The 22,576-nt window shown below is 37.8% G+C and carries 18 protein-coding genes; 2 read left to right on the forward strand and 16 right to left on the reverse strand.

All coding sequences use genetic code 11. The features are described from left to right. Nucleotides 1–177 precede the first annotated feature (177 nt). The 16 genes from A5844_RS00340 to menB form a co-directional block, all read right to left on the reverse strand. Nucleotides 178–1,530, reverse strand: a complete 1,353-nt coding sequence (locus tag A5844_RS00340; protein WP_086283091.1) for an APC family permease — start codon at nucleotides 1,528–1,530, stop codon at nucleotides 178–180. Between the two features lie 40 nt (nucleotides 1,531–1,570). Then, a complete protein-coding gene (locus A5844_RS00345) occupies nucleotides 1,571–2,572 on the reverse strand; it encodes an NAD-dependent epimerase/dehydratase family protein (protein ID WP_086283092.1) in 1,002 nt (333 codons plus the stop codon). Between the two features lie 40 nt (nucleotides 2,573–2,612). Continuing rightward, nucleotides 2,613–3,803, reverse strand: a complete 1,191-nt coding sequence (locus tag A5844_RS00350; RefSeq protein ID WP_086283093.1) for a glycine C-acetyltransferase — start codon at nucleotides 3,801–3,803, stop codon at nucleotides 2,613–2,615. A 182-nt stretch (nucleotides 3,804–3,985) separates the two neighbouring features. Then, on the reverse strand, nucleotides 3,986–4,993 hold the full coding sequence (gene tdcB / locus A5844_RS00355) for a bifunctional threonine ammonia-lyase/L-serine ammonia-lyase TdcB (protein ID WP_086283094.1): 1,008 nt from the start codon (nucleotides 4,991–4,993) through the stop codon (nucleotides 3,986–3,988). Beyond that, nucleotides 4,993–6,102 (reverse strand): alanine dehydrogenase, encoded by a 1,110-nt coding sequence (gene ald / locus A5844_RS00360; protein ID WP_086283095.1) that lies wholly within the window; start codon nucleotides 6,100–6,102, stop codon nucleotides 4,993–4,995. Before ald ends, tdcB begins: the two co-directional genes overlap by 1 nt. A gap of 596 nt (nucleotides 6,103–6,698) precedes the next feature. Further along, nucleotides 6,699–7,532 (reverse strand): maltodextrose utilization protein MalA, encoded by an 834-nt coding sequence (locus tag A5844_RS00365; protein ID WP_086283096.1) that lies wholly within the window; start codon nucleotides 7,530–7,532, stop codon nucleotides 6,699–6,701. A 12-nt stretch (nucleotides 7,533–7,544) separates the two neighbouring features. After that, entirely contained in the window at nucleotides 7,545–8,396 is an 852-nt protein-coding gene (locus A5844_RS00370) for a sugar ABC transporter permease (protein WP_086283097.1), read from the reverse strand. 2 nt (nucleotides 8,397–8,398) lie between these two features. Further along, a complete protein-coding gene (locus A5844_RS00375; RefSeq protein ID WP_086283098.1) occupies nucleotides 8,399–9,697 on the reverse strand; it encodes a carbohydrate ABC transporter permease in 1,299 nt (432 codons plus the stop codon). A gap of 235 nt (nucleotides 9,698–9,932) precedes the next feature. Next, a complete protein-coding gene (locus tag A5844_RS00380; protein WP_086283099.1) occupies nucleotides 9,933–11,192 on the reverse strand; it encodes an extracellular solute-binding protein in 1,260 nt (419 codons plus the stop codon). Between the two features lie 100 nt (nucleotides 11,193–11,292). Beyond that, entirely contained in the window at nucleotides 11,293–13,059 is a 1,767-nt protein-coding gene (locus A5844_RS00385) for a glycoside hydrolase family 13 protein (RefSeq protein ID WP_086283100.1), read from the reverse strand. A gap of 300 nt (nucleotides 13,060–13,359) precedes the next feature. Next, a complete protein-coding gene (gene menC / locus A5844_RS00395; protein ID WP_086283101.1) occupies nucleotides 13,360–14,481 on the reverse strand; it encodes an o-succinylbenzoate synthase in 1,122 nt (373 codons plus the stop codon). Beyond that, complete coding sequence (gene menH / locus A5844_RS00400; RefSeq protein WP_086283102.1) at nucleotides 14,468–15,310, reverse strand: 2-succinyl-6-hydroxy-2,4-cyclohexadiene-1-carboxylate synthase; 843 nt, start codon at nucleotides 15,308–15,310, stop codon at nucleotides 14,468–14,470. The genes menC and menH overlap by 14 nt, the downstream gene beginning before the upstream one ends. Continuing rightward, entirely contained in the window at nucleotides 15,303–17,018 is a 1,716-nt protein-coding gene (menD, locus tag A5844_RS00405) for a 2-succinyl-5-enolpyruvyl-6-hydroxy-3-cyclohexene-1-carboxylic-acid synthase (RefSeq protein WP_086283103.1), read from the reverse strand. Before menD ends, menH begins: the two co-directional genes overlap by 8 nt. Then, on the reverse strand, nucleotides 17,015–18,376 hold the full coding sequence (locus tag A5844_RS00410; RefSeq protein ID WP_256924505.1) for an isochorismate synthase: 1,362 nt from the start codon (nucleotides 18,374–18,376) through the stop codon (nucleotides 17,015–17,017). Before A5844_RS00410 ends, menD begins: the two co-directional genes overlap by 4 nt. Beyond that, the gene (gene menE / locus A5844_RS00415; RefSeq protein ID WP_086283104.1) at nucleotides 18,357–19,841 is read right to left on the reverse strand and encodes an o-succinylbenzoate--CoA ligase; all 1,485 of its coding nucleotides are present in this window, start codon (nucleotides 19,839–19,841) and stop codon (nucleotides 18,357–18,359) included. Before menE ends, A5844_RS00410 begins: the two co-directional genes overlap by 20 nt. Beyond that, the gene (menB, locus tag A5844_RS00420) at nucleotides 19,816–20,631 is read right to left on the reverse strand and encodes a 1,4-dihydroxy-2-naphthoyl-CoA synthase (RefSeq protein ID WP_086283105.1); all 816 of its coding nucleotides are present in this window, start codon (nucleotides 20,629–20,631) and stop codon (nucleotides 19,816–19,818) included. Before menB ends, menE begins: the two co-directional genes overlap by 26 nt. 129 nt (nucleotides 20,632–20,760) lie before the next feature. On the opposite strand from menB, the gene A5844_RS00425 reads away from it, so the two are divergent. Continuing rightward, nucleotides 20,761–21,120: a PaaI family thioesterase gene (locus A5844_RS00425; RefSeq protein ID WP_086283106.1), complete on the forward strand. Its 360-nt coding sequence runs from the start codon at nucleotides 20,761–20,763 to the stop codon at nucleotides 21,118–21,120. A 332-nt stretch (nucleotides 21,121–21,452) separates the two neighbouring features. Next, nucleotides 21,453–22,301 (forward strand): YitT family protein, encoded by an 849-nt coding sequence (locus tag A5844_RS00430; protein ID WP_086283107.1) that lies wholly within the window; start codon nucleotides 21,453–21,455, stop codon nucleotides 22,299–22,301. Nucleotides 22,302–22,576 lie beyond the last annotated feature (275 nt).

The raw sequence follows: 22,576 nt of genomic DNA on the forward strand, positions 1-22,576 counted from the left end.
ACTTACAAGTATACCCACTGGGCCATCAAAACAAAAAAAGAGGTTGGAGAAAATCAGGCTCCAACCTCATAAACTGTAGTTTAGTAATAATCAACATCGAAGAAAGAAAGCTATTTTTCACTGCCATCGTGCAACTGAGATCTCATCTTCTTCACTTCTAGTAAATAGCGTTTTTTACTATGTATACTTTTTCTTCAAATAAATATAAAAAGGGATACCAAGTGCTGTAATCAAAATACCAGTCATTGCTAATTGGAATTGGTTGATCAATGTCATCACTATAATGAACACACCACCGATAATAGCGATGATAGGGATGACTGGATACAATGGCACTTTATATGGTCGAACTAAATCTGGTTCTGTTTTTCTCAATTTGATGACTGCAATAAATACTAAAGTATAGAAGATCCAGATGACAAATACCAACATATCTGTCAACATATCAAATCCGCCAACCATCATCATGCCGATAGCGATCACTAATTCTAAAATACCTGCAATATAAGGAATTTTATTTTTGTTCAGTTTGACCAATTGAGTAAAGAAAGGTAGTTGTTTTTCCAATCCCATTGTATAAGGCAGACGCATCCCCGTCATGGTATACCCATTAATCGTTCCATACACAGAGATCAAAATACCAATCGTAACTAATTTCCCACCCATACCGCCGAAAATATTTCTGGCAACGTCCATTGCCGCATTTTGATTTCCAGCTAATGAAGACATGTCTAATGTACGAAGGAAAGCAAATTGAACGAACAAATACACCACCATAATCCCTAAAATCCCACCAGCTATCGCACGAGGCAAATCACGTGCAGGTTTTTTCAATTCACCAGCGATATTTCCAATATGGATCCATCCATCATAAGCAAACATAGTTGCTAGTAACCCTGCCCCTAGTGCTGCAGCAAAGTTACCACTAACGGCTTCTCCTACTTGGACTGGAAATAAACTAACGGATACATTTCCTTGACGCATCAACCCAAACAAAACGATCAATGCTAAAGGGACTAATTTACATACTAAAGTAATAGATTGGAACATTCCACCAGCTTTAGAACCTAATAAATTGATCCACATAATCGATGCTGCTGCAACAATCGCAATGGGAATAATCGTTCCATCACTTAAAGCAAATAAATTTTTGAACTGAGTGGCAAAAATAATAGCTAAAGCTGCCACATTTGCTGGAAAGTAGATAATGACTTGCGCCCATCCAAGTAAGAAACTCCAAAATTTCCCATAAGCTCGCTCAATATATCGTAACATCCCGCCAGTTTCTGGGATAGCTGCTGCTAGTTCCGCCCCAGTTAGCCCAGCACAGACACTAATTAATCCTCCTAAAAACCAAGAAAACATGTGCAAACTAGTGGACCCTGTCACTGCAGCTACACTGGCAGCTTTAAAGAATACACCAGCACCAATGACAGTCCCCATCACGGTTGACAATGCTGGGAAAAATGTCATTGTTCTTTTTAGTTGATTTTGTTGTAAAATGTCGCTTTTTTGCTGATTTGTTTCCATTATCCCTCTCCTTTTGACTCTGCTGATCCTACTTGCGAATTCATACAGACAATTTATTTAAGGATGCTTTCATTTCTACACCTTCTGCTTGAAATTTTTCCGATAACTTTCTCAACATTTCATCGGTCATTTTATCTAAATCATATCTTGGGCTGAATCCCCATTCTTTACGAGCATCGCTGTCATCAATCGAATTGGGCCATGAGTCAGCAATCCCCTGACGTACTGGATCTACTTGATAGCTCAATTGAAAGTCAGGAATATGGCGACGGATAGATGTCGCAATTCTTTCCGGATCGACTGACATGGCTGTAATATTGAAAGAATTTCGATGGTTTAGCTGGCTAGGGTCTGCATTCAGCAATTTTACGATTCCTTCAATTGCATCATCCATATACATCATATCCATATAAGTTGCTTGATCAATGAACGAAGTGTAAGACTTATTTTTCAAAGCTTCATAATAAATATCCACCGCATAATCTGTGGTCCCGCCCCCTGGTGCTACTTTGTAAGAAATCAATCCAGGAAAACGAACAGAACGCGTATCTACACCATATTTTAGGTGGTAATAGTTCTCTAATAGTTCCCCTGCTACTTTTGTCACTCCATACATCGTTGTGGGGTGCATTACTGTATCTTGTGGTGTTCGATCTGGTTCACAATCTGGTCCATAAGCGGCAATGGAAGAAGGTGCGAAGAATTTTGTATTCGGTCCAATTTCACGTGCCACTTCTAATGCATTCATCAAGCCAGTCATATTTAAGTTCCAAGCAAACGCTGGACGTTTTTCTGCTGTTGCAGAAAGAAGAGCAGCTAGATGAATAATCGTATCAACTTCATAACGTTTGGCAACATCTAAGAAATCATCATAATTTGTTACATCCAGTTTTTCAAACTGACCATTTTCAACTACTAGACTGCTTTCAATTTCTCGAATGTCTGTGGAAATCACATTTTCAATACCTAACTCTTTACGTAGTCTTTCGGTTAGTTCTGAACCAATTTGCCCCAATGCACCTGTGATTAGTACTTTTTTCATGGGTTTTCTTTTCCTTTCTCTATCAATATGAATTTTTGGTTTATATGATCTCTAACTCTTTACCAACTTTTTCGTAGACTTTAATTGCCACATCAATCATCTCTTTCGTATGACTAGCAATTGGCATATTACGAATACGCCCAGTTCCCAGTGGGACAGTAGGGTAGACGATAGGTTTGGCGTAAACACCATTTTCGATTAGTTTTCTAGAAAATGTTTGAGCCAATTTTTCATCACCAACAATGACTGGTGTGATGGGTGTTTCTGAATGTCCAATATCGTAACCAATACGTTTTAATTCAGATTTGAAGTAATTTGCATTTTTCCAAAGCTTCTCTACATATTCAGGATGTGTATTGATCAGATCGATGGCTTCAATACAAGCACCAGCAGCACCAGGTGTTAATGATGTTGAAAATAGAAACGGTCGTGCTTGTGATTTCAGCCAGGTGATCAATTGTTTTGTGCCAGCAATATAGCCACCAACAGCACCAATCCCTTTAGAAAGTGTACCCATTTGAAAATCAATGTGATCTTGCATGTCAAAATGTTTCACCGTTCCATGTCCATTGCCCATCACTCCTGTTCCATGGGCATCATCCACATAAGTGATCACATCATATTTTTCACATATCTCTACAATTTCAGGAAGCTTAGCAACATCTCCATCCATGGAAAAAACACCATCAGTGATGTACATTACTTTATTGTATTCACCACTTTCAACGGTTGCTTTCGCTTTCAACTCTAAATCTTCCATATCTTGGTGATTGACTCGAATGATGGTTGCTCCAGATAAACGACAACCATCAATAATCGAAGCATGATTTAATTCATCAGATAAAATGGCATCCCCTTTTTTCATCACAGCTGATATAGCTCCCATATTGCAGTTGAAACCGGATTGAAAAGCAATGGCCGCTTCCGTCCCCTTGAATTCAGCGATTTTTTCTTCCAATTTTTGGTGAATATCTAATGTTCCGTTGATGTTTCGAACTGCCCCAGCACCTGCCCCGTAATGTTTAGTTGCTTCCACACTCGCATTGATCAATTCAGGAGAAGTAGCAAATCCTAAATAATTATTAGAAGCTAAATTGATCAATGTGTGATCATTCACTGTAATCACAGCTCCATTACTACCTTCTACCACATCAATGGTATTAAATAATCCTCTTTCTTTGATATCTTCTAAATTTGTTTCAAGAAATTGTTTTAACACTCTTGAACTCATGTTTTCACCTTCCGTTCCTTATTTATAAAGCATTTATTTAGTTTAGTTTTGATATTTTTTATTTTAACAGATTTAGAAGTATGCGCTTTCAAAAGATTGCCTTCCATTTTCTTTTTCTGTATAAACGATGAAGGTTTAACATCACTTTTTATAAATCAAATAAATTATTTCTCTTTTATTTACTAATGCAATTCATTTGCTACTGAAAAATGACCAATCACATCAGTAATACGCTTTAGGTCAACATTTCCGCCAGAAACGACCGTCACAACCTTTTTTTTGTTCACATACTGATCCACTTTTCCTGAAAGAATTGCAGCCGTTGGCAATGCGCCAGAGCCTTCCACCACGATTTTTGTCCGTTGGATTAAATCTTTCATTGCCAATTCAATTTCCTCTTCTGAAACGGTCACCATCCCGTCAACTAATTGTTCAGCTACTTGATAGGTCAAATCCCCCGGAAATTCTATTGCACAACCATCAGCGATCGTTGGAGCTTTGTTGTATCCTACTTTCTTGCCTTCATAAAATGAACTAGTCATCCCATGGATATTCTCTGCCTGGACCCCGATAATGGCTATATTGGGGTTGAATGTTTTCATTGCCACAGCAATCCCAGCAATCATTCCTCCTCCACCGACAGGCACAATCACCGTATCTACATCCCAAATCGCATCAAGGATCTCCAGACCAATCGTTCCTTGTCCGGCTATGATGAATTCATCATCGTAAGGGTGGATATACGTCACTCCTGTTTCTTCTACGATTTTCTCACAGTAGGCCTTTGCTTCTTCAAATACAGTCCCATGAAGAATCACTTTTGAACCATACCCTTCAGTAGCTTTTACTTTAGCTTCTGGTGCAGTTTCTGGCATGATGATCGTACTTTTTATTCCTAATAATTTAGCGGTCAACGCTACTCCTTGGGCATGATTTCCAGCAGAAGCAGCTATCACTCCTTTGTCTTTTTCAGCTTGAGTCAAGTGAGCGATTTTATTAAATGCTCCTCGAAATTTGAATGAACCTGCTAACTGCATATTTTCCAATTTCAAAAATACTTGCCCCTGCGTTTTGGCAGTTAAAAACATGGATTGGATCAATGGGGTGACACGAGCATACGGTTTTATGACATTTTTTGCTTCATAGATATCTTCGATAGCAATTGGTAACTTTTTCTTCGTATCAACCATTACAACACATCTCCTATTTCATGATAAGTAACATTCAAAGACTCTGCTAAAGGCTTAGAAACGACCTTTCCCTTGTAAACACTCAACCCTGTCGCTAAATGTTCATTCGTTCGTAATGCATTCTCAAAGCCTTTCACGCTAATTTCTTTTAGAAAAGAACAATTCCCTTTAGCTAAAGCAATCGTAGCCGTTCGAGGAGTTGCTCCTGGCATGTTAGGAACAGCATAATGGATGACCTCATGTTTGATAAATATTGGATCTGCATGGGTGGTAGGATGATCAATCGTTTCCACTGTGCCACCTTGATCGATTGCGATATCCACGATCACAGAACCAGCTTTCATTGATTGCACCATTGATTCTTTTACTAATTTAGGTGGTTTTGCTCCAGGTATTAAGATCGTCGAAATAAAAACATCTGCTTCTTTGATTTTTTCTTCAAGATTTTCCTGATTTGATAAACAGATCTCCACTGGTTGATTTTGATAGCGCTTTTGTAATTGCTGAATCCGTCCATCGTTTACTTCTAGAATAATGACATGACAACCAATCCCTACTGCTATATCTGCGGCATTCATCCCGGCATTTCCGCCACCTAAGATGACCACAACACCCGCTTCTACTCCTTCGATTCCCGGAAGCAACACCCCTTCTCCTCCGTGTTGTTTTTCTAAATAGTACTGGCCTAAATTCACAGCACGCCGTCCAGCAATCGCACTCATTGGTTTTAATAACTCTAGAGTACCATTGATTGAAATATTTTCGCCAGATAAAGCACTTACACCAACTTCCATCATTTTTTCCACACACGCCTGATTGGCAGCTAAATGTAGAAATCCCCAAATGATTTGTCCATGTTTGAAATAATGATATTCACTTGGCATAGGCTCTTTTACTTTTATTATTAAATCAGCTGTCCAAGCGGTATCTGTCTCAACGATTTTCCCGCCAGCTTCTATGTACTGCTCATTGGTAAATCCTGAACCTATCCCTGCATCTTTATCAATCAGCACTTCATTTCCTGCTTCTACTAAGATTTTTACGTTCTCAGGTGTTGCACCGACACGTGCCTCACCTTGTTTTGGATCTTTGATTACACCGATTTTCAAATCAAATCACTCCTTAAAATACGATTATTGATAGATAGAATCCTTTACATCCATATTCTTACACGTTTAATGAACAAGCTCAGTTGAAACAAATAGCAAGTTAGATACTTTGCTTCTCCCCCAAATCAAATCCAGTTCCTTCGGGTCAACATTTGACTCCATGAATTTTCTTGTCTTTCATTCATCCATTATTCTTGCCTCCTTTGTATTAATAAATATCTGGAATAGGAACTAGATTGCTGTATTTTCCAACACCTTATTCCATTCACATTGTACTCATGATTCTAAAAATAATGGTTCCTATTATTTATTTATTTCTAAAATATGGCTTTTTCGATATTTCAAGTGAAAAGCTAATTTCCATTAAGTACATATGAAAAAATATAAAATGAGTTAGTCTGTTTCTCAATGAAAAAGAAAGCATGGAACAAAATAAAGAACAATTTTGTCTCATACTCTAAACACATATAAACGGCGGGAACAGAAGCAACTCCTTCGAAAATAATCCGGAATTCACAAAAATTTGAAAAACAATTTTCGTGAATTCCGGATTATTTCTCGGAGCTTAACATTTCCGTCCCAGCCTCTTTCATTCATTATTTAAAAAGGGACACTTGGATCGTATCTGGATCTTTAAATTTCGTTTTGGCAAATATCCATAATAGCATGAGAACAGTAGTCGTAGACTGGACACCCATCATTAAAATAAAATCGAAATGGATCAAACTAATCAAGGCAGCAGCTATAGATCCTACACCTAACACATTCAACATCAAATTAGCACTTTCCTTAAAGGTAACGATGGAAGAAAAATTACTTTTCCTTGTCATCCATAAAAAGAAGGCTCCACCAAACAACAGCAACCCGGTCATAAGGAATAAAAGAATGCCCAAACTTAAACTATAGGACAAAATGATCATTGGTTGATTGCTCATATAAAAAGCTGTTTCTAAAAATTGTTGAAAGGATTGGGGAGTAGCGACAGTAGACAAATCAAACATTGGTGGGTAATTCATTTGATAACTCCGAACTTTTCCATTTTCACTTTGCTGGATCGTCCATTGTTTATTTTCAAAATTGATTGAAGCGTTCCGAGTTTGTTGCTGTTCTTTTGTCAGATCCACACCAATGATCACATCATCACTTACGCTTACTACCCCTTTTTCTGCCTCCATTTGTCTGTTTACTATCTTTAATCCTTGCAGGCGGTTGACATCTGCTTCTTGAATCAACTCATCGACAGTCAGAAATTGTTCCATAGGAATTGCTGTTACTTGTTTGGTGTAAAAGAGTGTAATCGGCATCACCAGCAAAGAAACCAAAAAAAGATACACCAAAATAAATTTAGGCCAAGAAAGTTGTCTTCTGCTTAAAAATAGACGTTGTGGACTTCGAAGATTTGCGAAATAATTCAATGGAAATTTTTGCATACGATACAACTCCTATCCTTTTGTACCGCCAGAAGTCAGGCCAGTCACAAAGTTTTTTTGTAAAAAGAAGAACAGTAAACAAATCGGCACAGCAATCAAGATTGCTCCAGCAGCAAATAAAGAAACACGCTGGTTGGTCACATCTGCTATAAAGGTTTGTAATCCTACAGCAACTGTTTGATTTTCTGGTGTTCTTAGTAAGAATTTTGCCAACATAAAATCGCCGAATGGTCCCATAAATGCCCACAAAGCTTGAACTGCAATCATTGGTTTGACCAAAGGTAAGATGATCTGCAAGAAAATCCTGAAGTGGCCTGCGCCATCTAATTTTGCTGATTCATCAAGATCAATGGGCACGGTATCGAAATAACCTTTCATCAACCACGTATTCATTGGGATTCCGCCACCAATGTAGATCATTGTCAAAAACCAGTAACGGTCTAATGCGCCTAACAGATAAGCCATCACATAAAATGCCGTCAAAGCTGCCATTGTCGGTACCATCTGGATCACTAGAAAGAACATCAAACTTGATTTTCTTCCGATAAAACGATAACGACTATACGTATAGCCAGCTAAAGTCACGACGGTTACTTGTATGATCATAGTCATAACAGAGATGATCAATGTGTTTTTATACCATGTACCATAAAGTGTTTCATTGAAAAGGCGAGAGAAATTAGCCAATGTCCACTCACTTGAAAAATCCAAGCTAAACGCCGCAATATTTCCAGACTTAAAGGCCGTACTTGCTGTTATCAATAATGGATAGATGATAATAACCGATAATAAGATCAAAAAGACATACGTAAAAAAATGAGATAGTTTTCTTTGAAATTTTGCGCTTGTACTGAATTTTTTCATGCTTAGTCCTCCATTTTAAAAGCATTGGTTTTTTTGAATACGAATAAAGAAACCGAAATCACAATAATGGAGATGATCAAGGTAATCGCTGATGCCATCGAGTACTGAGGAGAAGTCCCTGTAGTCAGCTTATAGATCCATGAAATCAAGATATCAGTCGATCCTGCCCCTCCGCCAACACTACCAGGTCCACCATTATTAAAGAGATAGATCATTGAGAAGTTATTGAAGTTACCAGTATATTGTGTGATGAACGTTGGCGCTGCCACCAGAAAGATGGCGGGTAGCGTAATACTTGAAAAACGTTGCCAAGCATTTGCCCCATCGATTTTAGCTGCTTCATATAGGTCTTCCGAAATAGATTGCAAGATTCCTGTGACCATGACATAAATATAAGGAAAACCTAGCCAACCCTGGATCAAGATAATTGCCACCTTTGTCCAATTTGGATCGGTCTTCCATGAAATAGCGCCAATATCGATCAGGGGTAAATGATTCAAAAACGGGATGACTTGTGTATTGATAGCTCCTACACTGTCATTGAAAATATTAGAGAAACTCATGATTGTAATAAATGCAGGAACTGCCCAAGGAAGAAGAAAAATAATGCCAAAAATACGTTTGAATTTAATAAATTTCTGATGGGCTATGACTGCTGTGAATACACCTAATGTGATCTGTAGAGTTGTGGCACAAAGGGTCCAAATCACCGTCCAAGTAAATACAGATAAAAACGTATTTCGATAAGAACTAAGAAAGAAAATACTAAAGAAATTTTTAGCTCCTACCCAATCAATTAAACTTGCTGGTGGGATGTGTTTAAAATCATAGTTGGTGAAAGCCGTAAATAAAGTAACTAAAACTGGGAAGATAATCGTAAAGATCATCAAAAGGTATGCTGGAAGTGTCAGTAGATAAGGAAACCCTTCATCTCCGATATTATGTATGACTTCCTTCATTGTGCGATTGATTTTTTTCCCTTCTTTTCGCATCGTTGCGACACGTTTTGCATCTAATAAATTGAGACCGTAAAAAAGGCAAAATAAAAGGGTAACAATCAATTGAAGTGTTCCTTGAATCAGCATAAACAAAGAATGATCTTCCATCGGTACACTACCAAGTGTGACCAATCCTACTAACGATTGGAAGCCACCTAAAGCCATTTGAATAACAAACCCTATAAAAATGGCCAAAAAAACAATTCCTTTAAATGCTTGCCCATTTGAAAATTGTCCTAATCCTGGAATCAGGGAACGTAAAGTAACTTTTTTTATATTGACGGATGTATCCTTCTCTTGCATGTTGATGTCCTCCTCTTGTGTTGCTCTGTGCGATCGATCTCCTCGTAGGTAACCGAATGGCACGGATAATCCTCTTTATACTAAAAAATGAATAAACATGGTTTTATAAATTGCTCTTTTCGGAAATAAGCCGAAGACTATCGAAAATAAAGGAAGCTATTTTCGGATCACTCGGCTTATTCCTCAGAGCTGAGCCTGTAGGCACAATTTCATTTATGATTTAGAATTTGGTTGCTTAATATTTTTGTTCGATGGCTTCTTTAATCGTTTTCACTGCATCATCTGCTGATTCTTTAGGTGATTTAGCTCCTGATGCTGCATCGAACATTAAGTTTTCTGCGCCTGTCCATACTTCTGCCATTTCTGGGATATTAGGCATTGCTTGGGCAGTTTCATATTGTTCAATAACCGCTGTTGTAAGTTCATCATTTTTCGCTTTAGCAGTTTCTCTAGCTGCTTGATTAGCAGGAATCTCATTGACCATATCATAGAATTTTTCTTGGTTTTCTGTATCGGTTACATAATCTAACCATTTTTGTGCAACTTCTTTATTTTTTGAGTAATTGCTGACTACCCAGCCTTTTCCTCCACCAAATGGTTGATAATCTTTTCCATTGTCTAACGTTGGAATCTTAGCTACACCATAATTCATAGAATTATCTTTGTAAGTTTGAGCTTGCCAAGGGCCATCAATAATTGCTGCTGCTTTATCTGACATGAATTGTTGGCTGACAAAATCACCTGCACTCTTAATATCTTGCATACCTTTTGGCCAAACATTTTGGAACCAATCTGTGGCATAAGAGATTCCTTCAACAGAACCTGCATTGTCCAAACCGATCTCAGAAGGGTCTGTACCATCTTCACCAAAGACATACCCGCCATAACCTGCTAGTAGCCCATATGAATAATAGAAATCCGTCCATTTTGCCAAGAAACCTGTATTCTTGCCGGCTTCAGATTCGAAGTTGAAGCGTTCATCTTTTGCAAGAGCTTCTAAGTCTTTAAAAGTAGTAGGAGCCGTATCTACTAAATCTTTATTGTAATAAAGAACCAACGTTTCAATTACAGCAGGCGCTCCATATGTTTTGCCTTCGTAGGTCACTTGTGCTTTATCTGTTTCGTCATAATCTGCTTCATTTCCTAATTTTACTTCAGCTAAATGACCTTGTTGACCTAAGGCACCGATTCGATCATAAGCAGACATCATCACATCTGGCCCTTTTCCTGCCGGCCCATCCAACGCAAGCGATTCCAATTGTTCGAACATATCTTTTTCGACCATTTTTATTTTTACATCGTTGTCTTCTTCAAATTTTGCTTTGATTTCATTGATATAATCTTTATACCCTGAATCGACTGATACGGTTAATGTTTTTTCACTTTCTTCATCGGCTGCCGAAGAAGAACTCCCATTTCCGCATGCCGCAAGCCCCCCTACGATTCCTAAAGATAAAAAACCTAGACCCAATTTTTTGATTAACTGTTTCTTCATTTTCTGTTCCTCCGATTCTGATGTCTTCCTGTTACACATTGATTATAGGGTGTAAAAACCTACGATTGCAAACGCTTTCGTCATGTTACCGATAACAACTTTAACAAAGGATCAAAAAGCCGTTCGTTTGGATCTCAGCTTTTCCATCTTGTAAGATCACACTATTTTGACTAAACAGGACTTCGTTTTTCAGTTCCACTAGAAATCCTTCTTCACCTTGATTGAAGTAAGCATGTACATTTTCTCCATCCAATTCTCGAGTAAAATGGATCCTTTCTTTTTGATCATCGACTAATTTCCAAGAGGTATTTCCTTGACACAAAAATGGATATAGCTGTTTACGTAAACAAATCAATTCTTTGATGAATCCTTTTAGTTCAAGATCTTGAAGCGATTCATCCCAGATCATACATTTGCGACAGTCAGGGTCATCTTGTCCAGTTAAGCCGATTTCTGTCCCGTAATAGATACAAGGAGCACCTTTTTGTAAAAACATAAAGGTTAAAACAGACTTCATCAATTCTTTATCTCCATGGCATAAGCTTAATATTCTAGCTGTATCATGTGAATCAAGCAGATTAAAAGTTCCTTCATTTACTTGGTCACGATAAAGCATTTGCTGATGGTTCATGCCACTAACCATTTGCGTAGGAGTGATTTTCGAATGAACAAAATAGTCTTTGATCGAATCTGTAAAGGCGTAATTCATGACTGCATGAAATTCATCTCCTTGTAGCCAAGCCTGAGAAGAATGCCAAATTTCACCAAGAATATAAATATCCGGTTTGATCGATGTAACAGTTTCCCTGAATTTTTTCCAGAAATGATGATCGACCTCATTGGCAACATCTAAACGCCACCCATCAATATCAAATTCCTCCACCCAGTAGGCAGCAATTGAAAGCAAATATTCCTGTACTTCTTGATTTGCTGTATTCAATTTAGGCATAAAAGGCGTAAAAGCAAAGGTATCATATGCTAAGTTCTCTGCTGTTTCTGGAATATCGGTCAGGTGATAAGTATCCACTGGAAAAGAATGAATATGGAACCAATCTTTATATTTTGATTCTTCTCCATACTGCATCACATCTTGCCACTGGGGTGAATGGCTGCCCATATGGTTGAATACAGCATCTAACATGATCCGAATTCCCTTAGCATGAGCCTTTTCAATCAATTCTTTCAACAATTTTTTATCTCCAAATTGTGGATCGACCGAGTAATAATCGACCGTATCATATTTGTGATTGGATGTTGCTGTAAAGATTGGACAAAAATAAATTCCGGTTATTCCTAGATCAACTAAATAGTCCAAGTGATTAATAACTCCTTGCAAATCTCCGCCAAAAAAATCTTCTCTATCCGGATCTTTGCTTCCCCACGGTAACGTTTCTTTCGGATCATTGGAGACATCACCATTCGCAAAACGTTCTGGAAAAATCTGATACCAAATCGTTTTTTTTGCCCATTCAGGAACAATAAACCGATCGATTTGTTGGAAATATGGCATACGAAAATAATAGTTTGCTTCGGCTAACGTTTCTACTTGGTAAGGAAAAATCCCTTGATCCCCATAAAAACAATCCATTCCATCAATTCCAACGATATGAAAACCATACTGTAATCGACGTGTTTCACTGGTAAGTTCAATTTCCCAATAATCATGGAGCGAGGTACTTAAACCTTTTTTCATTGGTAGTTCTTCCAAATACCATCGTTTGGAGGAAATCGTATATGGATCTCCACTGATCACATAAACTTTTTTCACATCATCTTTGCTTGTACGTAAGCGGATTCTAAAATCCCTCTCATTGTATAAAAAAGCAAATTCACTTTCTGGCCGATGATAAATTGCTGCTGTATTCATGTCAGTCCCCCTTTGTTTTTTTCAAGATGACTCATTCACTATAAAAGATAAAAAAACAAAAGACAACGCTTTCATCTATGTTATCGGTAACAGGATTTATATCAAAAACAAGAAGCTGTAACAGGAGGGGTTAACTCCGAGAAGTAAGAAGGAATGCATGAAAATCGCTTTTCACATTGTTGTGTATTTCAGCTTATTCTCTAAGAATCTGCTTCTACTTCCGCCATTTATACGTATTAAGAGCATCGAACAAAAGTTTTATTTCCTTTTGTTCGACGCTCTTTATTACGTTATGCTTGTTCATTTTTCTTTTGGTTTGTAGATCAACTCTTTGTAACAATATTTTTTTATCTTCTCTTCCTCTAAAGTAACCCCAATCCCATAATGTTTTTTTGGCACTTTCAATTTACCATTTTCAAGTACTGCTTTGGGATCTACGACATCATCATAGAAATACCGATCATAAGCGGACAAATCTCCAGGAAACGTAAAGAGAGATTGGCTAGCAAGGTGTAGATTCAACGCTCTACCCACGCCTGATTCAAACATTCCACCCAACCAGACAAGTAGCTGGTTTTGCTGACAGAAATCCATAATCCGTCTTGCTTCAGTAATTCCACCAACACGAGGAATCTTAAGATTGATGGCTTGACAGCTTTTCAATGCATGTGCTGTCTTTACATCTTCTAAGGAGCGGATATTCTCATCTAGGCAAATAGGCGTCTTCAATCTTTTTTGTAACTCTCCATGATCCACATAATCCCGAGGATGAAACGGTTGTTCGATCATTGATAGCTTTAACTGATCCATTTCTTTAAAGACTTGCCAATCCGCTAACGTATAGGCAGAATTAGCATCTGCCATCAATTGTAGATCAGGAAAGTGAGCACGCAACTCTCTTAATGGTCCAAGATCGTTGCCTGGAGCAATCTTTAACTTGATTCGCTCATAGCCTTGATCAACATAGGATTGGGCTGTTTGCAACAAACTTGTTGCATCGGGTTGTATCCCCATACTTACTCCAACAGAAACAGATTCTTTCGTTGCAGAGAAAAGATTCTGTAGACTAATTTTCTCCCTACGAGCATACAAGTCCCAGACCGCCGTTTCCAATGCTGATTTTGCCATAAAATTACCTTGGATTGGCTGAAACGCCTGCCAAATTTCTTGAGGATGTGAAAATTCCATGCGAAACAAACAAGGAATCAATTCATCTATGAGGATTTGGCGACTCATTCGAAGTGTCTCTTCGATGTAATCTGCTTGTTCGAAGGAAACCAATTCCCCTACTCCCTGATAACCCTTTTCGTCCTCTAACAAAAAAAGATCAAAAAGCTTTTCTGTTCGTTCTCCATAACTCGTTTTAAAGGCCGACACCAACGGTAGTTTCATTTGAAATTGTTTAATCTTAACAATTTTCATAGGGTGGTTCACTCTCTTTCTCTTTGATCCAATTCGTTACCAGTTTTTCAAATCCCCTTGGTTGTTCTATATGGCAACAATGCCCGCAATTTCTGATTAGCTGAAAAGAAAATTCAGGATTTTGTTTCACTAGATCTAAGCCAATTACATTAAATTTACGATCCCACTCACCGGCAATATACAATAAAGGAATGGCGCATTCCGATAGAAGTGGCCAATAGTTTTTTTGCGCACCAGTTCCCATGTACATCAAGCTCATGGCTAATCCAAACGGATGTTGGCTTAGTCGCTCCATTCGTATAGCTTCTTTCTTTTGTAATGACAGTTTTTTTTGAGAGTGAAATAAAGGTAGGTCCTCCCAATAATCAATAAACTCTGTGAATGGTTTCGTCAATAGTCGTTTTGCTAACTTGTCATCTGCTTTTTGTCGTTGATGCCTTTGCTTAGTGTCACTGATTCCCGCTGTACCACTCTCGATAATCACTCCTTTGATTCCTCTGGGATATTCGAGCATCCATGAAAGAGCGACACGTCCTCCCATTGAATAGCCTAATAAATAAAAAGAAGAAATATCCAATTCAGAAACTAGTTGCGCTAAGTCTCTTACTAAGGCAGACATTTGATAGCGATAAGGATGGACATAGATACTGGAATCCCCATGACCAATCAAATCAATCGCCAGATAATTCAAGTCATGACCAGTAAAAGTAAAAGTCTTCGAGGTTCCAGTAAACCCATGCAAACAAATAACAGTGGGAAATTCAAGATCAACCTTTCTTAACCAACGATACGCATATCTCACCCCATTGATTATTTCGTGTTCACACATGTTCTTCACCATACTGGTTTATTATATTCTGCCATAATTCTACAGGGTCGTTTTGTTTCCCTTTGATTTCAATCAAAGACCAATTGGTTTGTTTTCGACTTTGATGAATTGCTTTTTCCCATTCTTGAACTGTTTTCGGCTGAAAATACAAGCCGTCATAAAGTGAAGCAACTTTTTCTAAATCTAAATGGATCGGTGTAGCAAATAAGGGTTCAAAATCTTCTTTTTCTAGTTCCTTTTGTGGGAGAAAAGAAAAAATACCGCCTCCATTATTGTTAAGGACTATCAACGTAATCGGTAATTCAAGCATTTTGATTTGTTGAAGAGCATTCATATCATGGAACAATGCCAGATCACCAATTAACACAAAAGTCCGTTCTCGTTTAGTTGCAGAAATACCTGCCGCTGTGGAAAGAATCCCATCAATCCCGTTTACTCCCCGATTTCCCATGACGTCAATTTCCTTTTTGACTGGGTACGCTAAACGATCGACTAAACGAATGGCGTTACTATTTGATAGAAATAAAACTTCGTTAGGATGCATCAATTGAAGTAATTGAGAGCTTGCTTGACTCTCACTGAAACCTTTTTTCGTCAGTTCTTCCTTAATGATAGCCTGGGCTAATTGATGCGCTTTTTGCCAATGCGATAACCATAGTGTATTTTTTGCTGAAAAGCCATGGGCCTCCCCTTGCGTTTGAACAAGTTCACAAAACACCTGAATATCCATCGGCAAAAAACTAGTTCCAAGATGAAGGAAATCTTGCCATTCTTCTCGTTCATCAATGACTACGTACTCTATATTAGTGTTTAAGTATTTCTTTATATAGATCATCACATTTTTAGCAACTGGCAGATTACCAAACTGCCAGATAACTTCAGGACTTTCCGGTAATTTTTGAGAGAAGATCAAATCAGCATGAGGAATATAGTTCCTACTTGTCTTTTTACAAGTAGCAAGGTTAGACAGTGGATCACCAATAATCGGCCATTTTAGGTATTCGGCAAGGTCGATAAGTTTCCTTGCTTGATCACTAGATAACGCTCTTCCTATAATGATCAATCCTTTTTTAGACATCCATTCTGGGAGTTCTGGCACTTCTTCTACTATTTTTTTGGAAGAGAAGTGTCTTGCGTAAAAAGAAAACTCGACAGCTAAAGATAAATCAGGAATCAATGGTTCACGAAAAGGCAGATTCACATGAACAGGGCCAGCTGGTGTCGCAACTGACGTAGCTGCACTATTTGCTCCATGCCAGTAACTATATCGCAAAAACTCTTTACTATCTTCAGGCAATGCCATTTCCGTGTAATTTTTCACATGATTACTATAAAGTTTTTGCTGATCCATCGTTTGCGGGGCACCAACCCCTCTCGCTTCTGGCGGACGATCAGCTGTTAAGATAACTAAAGGTATATTCGCTTCCTTTGCTTCACAGATTGCTGGATAAAAATTAGCTGCTGCAGTCCCTGAAGTACAAAGTATACCGACAGGCTCTAGCGTGCTTTTGGCCAATCCTAAAGCAAAAAATGCAGCTGAACGTTCATCGACATTCACATAGGTTTTTACTTCAGGATCTCGATGAATCAAAAGAGCGAGTGGTGTGGAACGTGATCCAGGGCTGATAACTATTTTTTTCATTCCACTATCTTTGAGCCCTTTGATAAAGGCTAATAAATAAGTTGTCATTTTTTTTTGCTCGGTCATTTTTCCACTCCCCTTAGCATTGGCTGAAATTTCAAACTCGTTTCTATCTGTTCTTTATCAGCATCTGAATTAGCCACAATACCACAGCCAGCGTATAAAATCCCCTGTATCTCACTAAATACACCCGAACGAATCGCTACAGCAAATTCGCCGACCCCATTCGTTAAGTCATACCAACCAATCGGCGCACCATATAATCCTCTTCCAACCTCTTCTTTTTCTGCAAGCCATCTCATGGCAATTTCTTTTGGTTCTCCTCCTAATGCAGGAGAAGGATGAATCAAAGTGACCGCATCAAGTAAAGAGACCCCTTCTTTTCTCCTACCTTCAAAAGTCATACAAAGATGCTGGATGTCACGATTTTTCAGTAATTTACGTTCCGAAATAGATAATCTGCCTTCTACGATAGTGTTCAACTGTTCTTCTAAACGTTGAGCAACTAAGGCATGTTCCACCCCGTTTTTTAAGTCTTTTAAAAGTTCTTCCCCGTATCTCTCATCATCTTCTTTAGTTTCACCTCGAGGACTGGAGCCTGCGATACTCGTCGTCATGAATAAAGAGTCCGTTGCTTTAATTAAACGTTCTGGTGTTGCTCCAATAAAGACTCGTTGATTGGTTTCAAGAAAAAAGAGGTAAGTATGGGGTTGTTGCTTGGACAGATTTAGTAGAATGCGTTCGTTAGATAAAAAATCCCCATATAGAGCCATTCTTCTAGCTAAGACGACTTTTTTCATAGGGATTTGATTCGACTGGATTGCTTCCTTACTTTCTTCGATGCTCTGCTTAAATTCGTTGATTGCTAACTCTTCCATCGACTTTATTTGATTTTTTGGAAAAGTGGGAATAGGTGCTTTGATCAAAGAATCCAGTCTTTGTTCCAAGTCTTCAAAATCTTTTAATAAACTTTTAGAAGACTTCCCTTTGTTGTGTACAGTAAAAACTACATTTGTCCCTGAATAATCTTGTTTGATTAATATACTAGGTAAAATAAAATAGCCATTTTCTAGTGCTCCCCAAAAAGGCTCTTTTTTACTTGTTGGATTGAATGGAAAACCTCCAAATAATACAGGGTTTACCGACAATTTCCCGATTGTTAAAAATCTTTTAAAAAATTCTTGTTGGAATCTATGAATCTTAGAGGGAGTAATAATCCCCATATCATCCAATAGATTTTCCCCTAACCCTAATAAGCTAAATTCTTTGTCCGGTGTTTGCCAAAAGAAGCGATTTCCTTTAAAGGAACCACTCCGAGTAAAAAGATTTTTTAAAGACTCTACATTCAATGGACGGCTGTAACTAAAATACTCTTTTCCAGAGAGGGATTCCTCTTGAATCAAGCTATTTAATTTGATGTTCAATATACTTCACTCTCTCTTCCGTCATAAGCACTCGTTTGAGCGGTTTTCCAGTAGCCGTTTTCGGGATCTCGGATACTTGATAGATTTCAGTAGGATGTTTGTAGCGAGCAATTGTTTTTAAAATTCCCATCATTTCTTCTTGGGTAATCATTTGTTTCAATTTCAAAAATAAAATCGGTGTTTGTCCCCATTCTTCATCTACTCTACCTACTACTACTGCTTCTTCTACTTTTTCTGAACTTAAAAAAGCAGCTTCGATTTCTCCAGGATAGATTGTTTCACCACCTGATATAATCCTTTCACTCATCCGACTAACGATATAGAGATCATTTTCATGATCTAAGTAGCCCCAATCTCCTGTTCGAAACCATCCGTCCTCTGTCCATGCATCACTGGCTACTTGATTTAAATAGCCACGAATAATTGATGGACCTTTGACTAATATTTCTCCTGATTGATCCGTCGAATCCTCTTTGTTTATTTTCAAAGATACACCCATGAGTGCTTGACCAGAAGACCCTTTTTTTGTTTCTATTTTACTTGGCGATAATGCAGTGATTTGTGAGCATGTTTCTGTCATTCCATAAGAGAACATCAAAGGAACCTGCTTTTGTCGGCAATTCTCAATCAGTATTTCTTCACATGGTCCCCCACCTAATAGAATCATTTTTAATGAAGAGGGATAACCTTCTTTTGGAATGAATGGGATCAGTTTTTTAAGCATTTTTGTCACCAGAGAAATATAAGTTCCTTGTCTTGATAAAAGAAGATCAGAAATTTCTTCAGGTGAAAATTTAGAATATAATCGTACGGAAATACCTAATACTAAAGACCGCACTATTATGGCTAATCCACTGATATGATAAAGAGGCACACAGCAGACCCAACTTTCATTTGGTAGGATCTTTAGACTTTTCGCTGTAGCTAAACTACTTGCGTGGTGATTCACATAAGTTTGAGGAACCCCTTTTGGTTTTCCAGTCGTTCCTGAGGTATACATGATCGAAGCAATCATTGATTCATCATAGCCTAAATCCAGCCATTGACATGGTTCGATCCTTTGAAGTTGTTGTGGATCTGGAAAATCAATCGTCACAAGGTCTTCAAACTCTGGGGTTTCCTGAGTAGATACTACTATAGAAGTTTGGGCATCTTGAAGTTGGTTTTGGACCTCTACTTTGGCAAGACGCGTATTAATCAATTGGACTTCTATTCCTAATTCCCATAACGCAAGGATCGTCAAATAACAATCTTTCGAATTCTCACTATAGATTGCTACTCGTTTCGTATTTTTAGGAAGCTGCTGTAAATAATAAGCTGCATAGCTTTGGACAATATGAGCTAGTTCACGAAAAGTGAAACATTCTTCCAACCAATAAAAAGCTGGCTCATTTGGACGAAGCTTTTCTTGTTGCAAAAGCCAGCTATTCGGTTGAGATTTATGGGAATTTGGGAAATTGATCAAAATTTGGTTCTCTTTTCTCTTTAAATGCGTCACGACCTTCTTGTGCTTCATCCATTGTATAATACAGCAGTGTCGCATCCCCCGCTAATTGTTGAATTCCAGCTAAACCATCCGTATCCGCATTCATAGCTGCTTTGATCATTCTTAAAGCAAGTGGACTTTTCTTCAACATCTCTTCCGCCCACTCTATCGTTACCTTTTCCACTTCTTCTAGTGGCACGACTGTATTGATCCAATTCATCGCTAGTGCTTCTTCTGCAGTATACTGCTTCGTCATGAACCACACTTCTTTGGCTTTTTTATGTCCGATTACCCGTGCCAAATAGCCTGAACCATAGCCACCGTCGAAGCTTCCTACATTCGGTCCAGTTTGTCCAAATTTGGCATTTTCTGCCGCTATTGTGATATCGCACACAAGTTGTAAGACATTACCGCCACCAATTGACCAACCTTTGACCATCGCAATTACTGGTTTAGGAATCACTCGAATCAGTCGTTGTAGATCAAGAACATTTAACCGTGGAATTTGATCTTCTCCTACATATCCCCCGTTGCCTCGTACTTTTTGATCGCCTCCTGAACAAAACGCTTGGTCTCCTGCACCTGTAAAAATAATTACTCCAATATCTTGCCGATCACGACTGATTGAAAAGGCTTCAATCAATTCAAATACTGTTTTGGGTGTGAAAGCATTGTGTACTTCTGGTCGATTGATCGTGATTTTTGCAATTTTACCCGATTGTTCAAAAATTATTTCCTCATACTCTTTAATTTTCTGCCATTCTCTCATCTCTTTTTTCCTCCTATAAAGCTGAATAGTTACATTATACACAAGAACTAAAGAAAACGTTTGTAATTTTAAAATAATTTTAGAATTTCTGTTATACTAAACTAATAAGATAAAAGAAAGGAAAACCAAATGGACTTATTACAACATTTAGGAATAAAGATATTAAAAGCTACGCAAGATCAAGTCGAATTAACATTAAAAATAACTGAGATCCATCATCAACCTTACGGCTACCTTCATGGTGGTATCAATGGAGTATTAATTGAAACTGCTTGTAGCATAGGCGCTAACAGTTATTTAAAAGACCCTCACTATGCTGTTGGAGTCGATTTGCAAGTGAGTCATTTAAATAAAGCCTCCTCTGGTACTTTAAGAGTTATTGCAAAACCAAATAAAGTCGGTCAAACGCTTCATTTTTGGGAAGCCACGATTTTATTAGATGATCAAACAATTATTGCCACGGGCCATTGTACATTGCTAATCAAATAGTTTTGTTAGCTAAAATAAAGTTCTGATATAAATATATCAATAACTATACTATGTTCCTCTAATTCTAGATTTTTTATTGGAAGTATCACTTAGAAAGATATCTTTTCTTAAAGAAACTCGTTATTTTCTTTGATAATTCCCTACAATCTTTATGTCCATTTTCACTCTTTTTTCATTCAGCTTTATTCCCAGTTAATGACATTTCATTCGAAAAAACAGAAAAAGCTTGGTTCTACCAAGCACCTCTAATATTTCAAAAATGAACTTAATTGGTTTTCATGAGCCATTCTGCGAATAATTTCTATGCTAAAAAACTTTTAGGTGGTGAAAAAATGAAACATTGGCAAAAAATAATCTGGATCTACATAAAAATCGTATTTGCCTTAGCCATTATGGCAATGAGTATCAATATGTTTTTAGGGCCTCACCATGTTGCAGCTGGGGGTGTAAGTGGACTTGGCATCTTATTAGAATTTGCTTTAGGAATTGATAGAGCAACAGTGATCTTCGTTCTCAATGTGATCCTACTGATATTAGCTTTAGTTTTCTTAGGGAAAAAAACTTTTTCCAAGGTCCTTTTCGGAAGTATCGTATTCCCCTTGGTTGTCGCCATCGTCCCTGAATATATGGTTACTGCAGATCGTCTTTTATCCGTAATATTCGGTAGCGCCATTTTTGCTTTTGGAGTAGCGATTTTATACAAAAACAACTCTTCCAGTGGTGGAACAACCATTCCTCCGCTAATTTTCAAAAAATACTTTCAATTGAGTCCCTCTATCGGCTTATTGATGACAGATGCTGTCGTTGTCTCTTTGACACTATTCGTCTTCGGTTTTGATGAGTTTTTATATGCTATCTTCTCAATCGTCATCACTTCGATTGTGATGTCTTATATTGAGACAGGAACGAACCGCAAAAAATCCATCATGATATTGAGTGAGCACAAAATAGCGGAGATACAGGTACGCATGAGTGAGGAAATCAGTCGCAATGTGACTATTCTACAAGCTAGAGGCGGCACCCATCAGCAATCCAAAGAAGTCTTATTGATCGTCGTAACTGATCAAGAATTTGCTAAAGTCAAACCGCTGATTGAAGAAATCGATCCACAAGCTTTCGTTATCGTCAATAATGTGGCAGAAGTGCTGGGAAAGGGTTTTACGTACCATCCGATCGAATGACTTTTTTGAAACACCAATATCAAATTTTTTAGACAAGCTAGATTTTTAATATTAAGTGAAGGATACTAAAATCTTGCCTCTTTCAATCACCTGTCCTCACTAAAAAGAAGCATTCCAATGGGATTTGTCTCAATATTTTTGACATAGTCTTTTCTTCTACCTAGGAGCAAATTATAAATTCAATCAACTGTTTTTCTAAGCATATCAAAATCGTTTCTTGAAACTTTATATATCCTTATCTCTAGCAATCTATAAATAGAAATAATCAACTAGCC

It is taken from the genome of Candidatus Enterococcus wittei, assembly GCF_002140175.1.
In the GTDB taxonomy this organism is placed as follows: Bacteria; Bacillota; Bacilli; order Lactobacillales; family Enterococcaceae; genus Enterococcus_B; species Enterococcus_B wittei.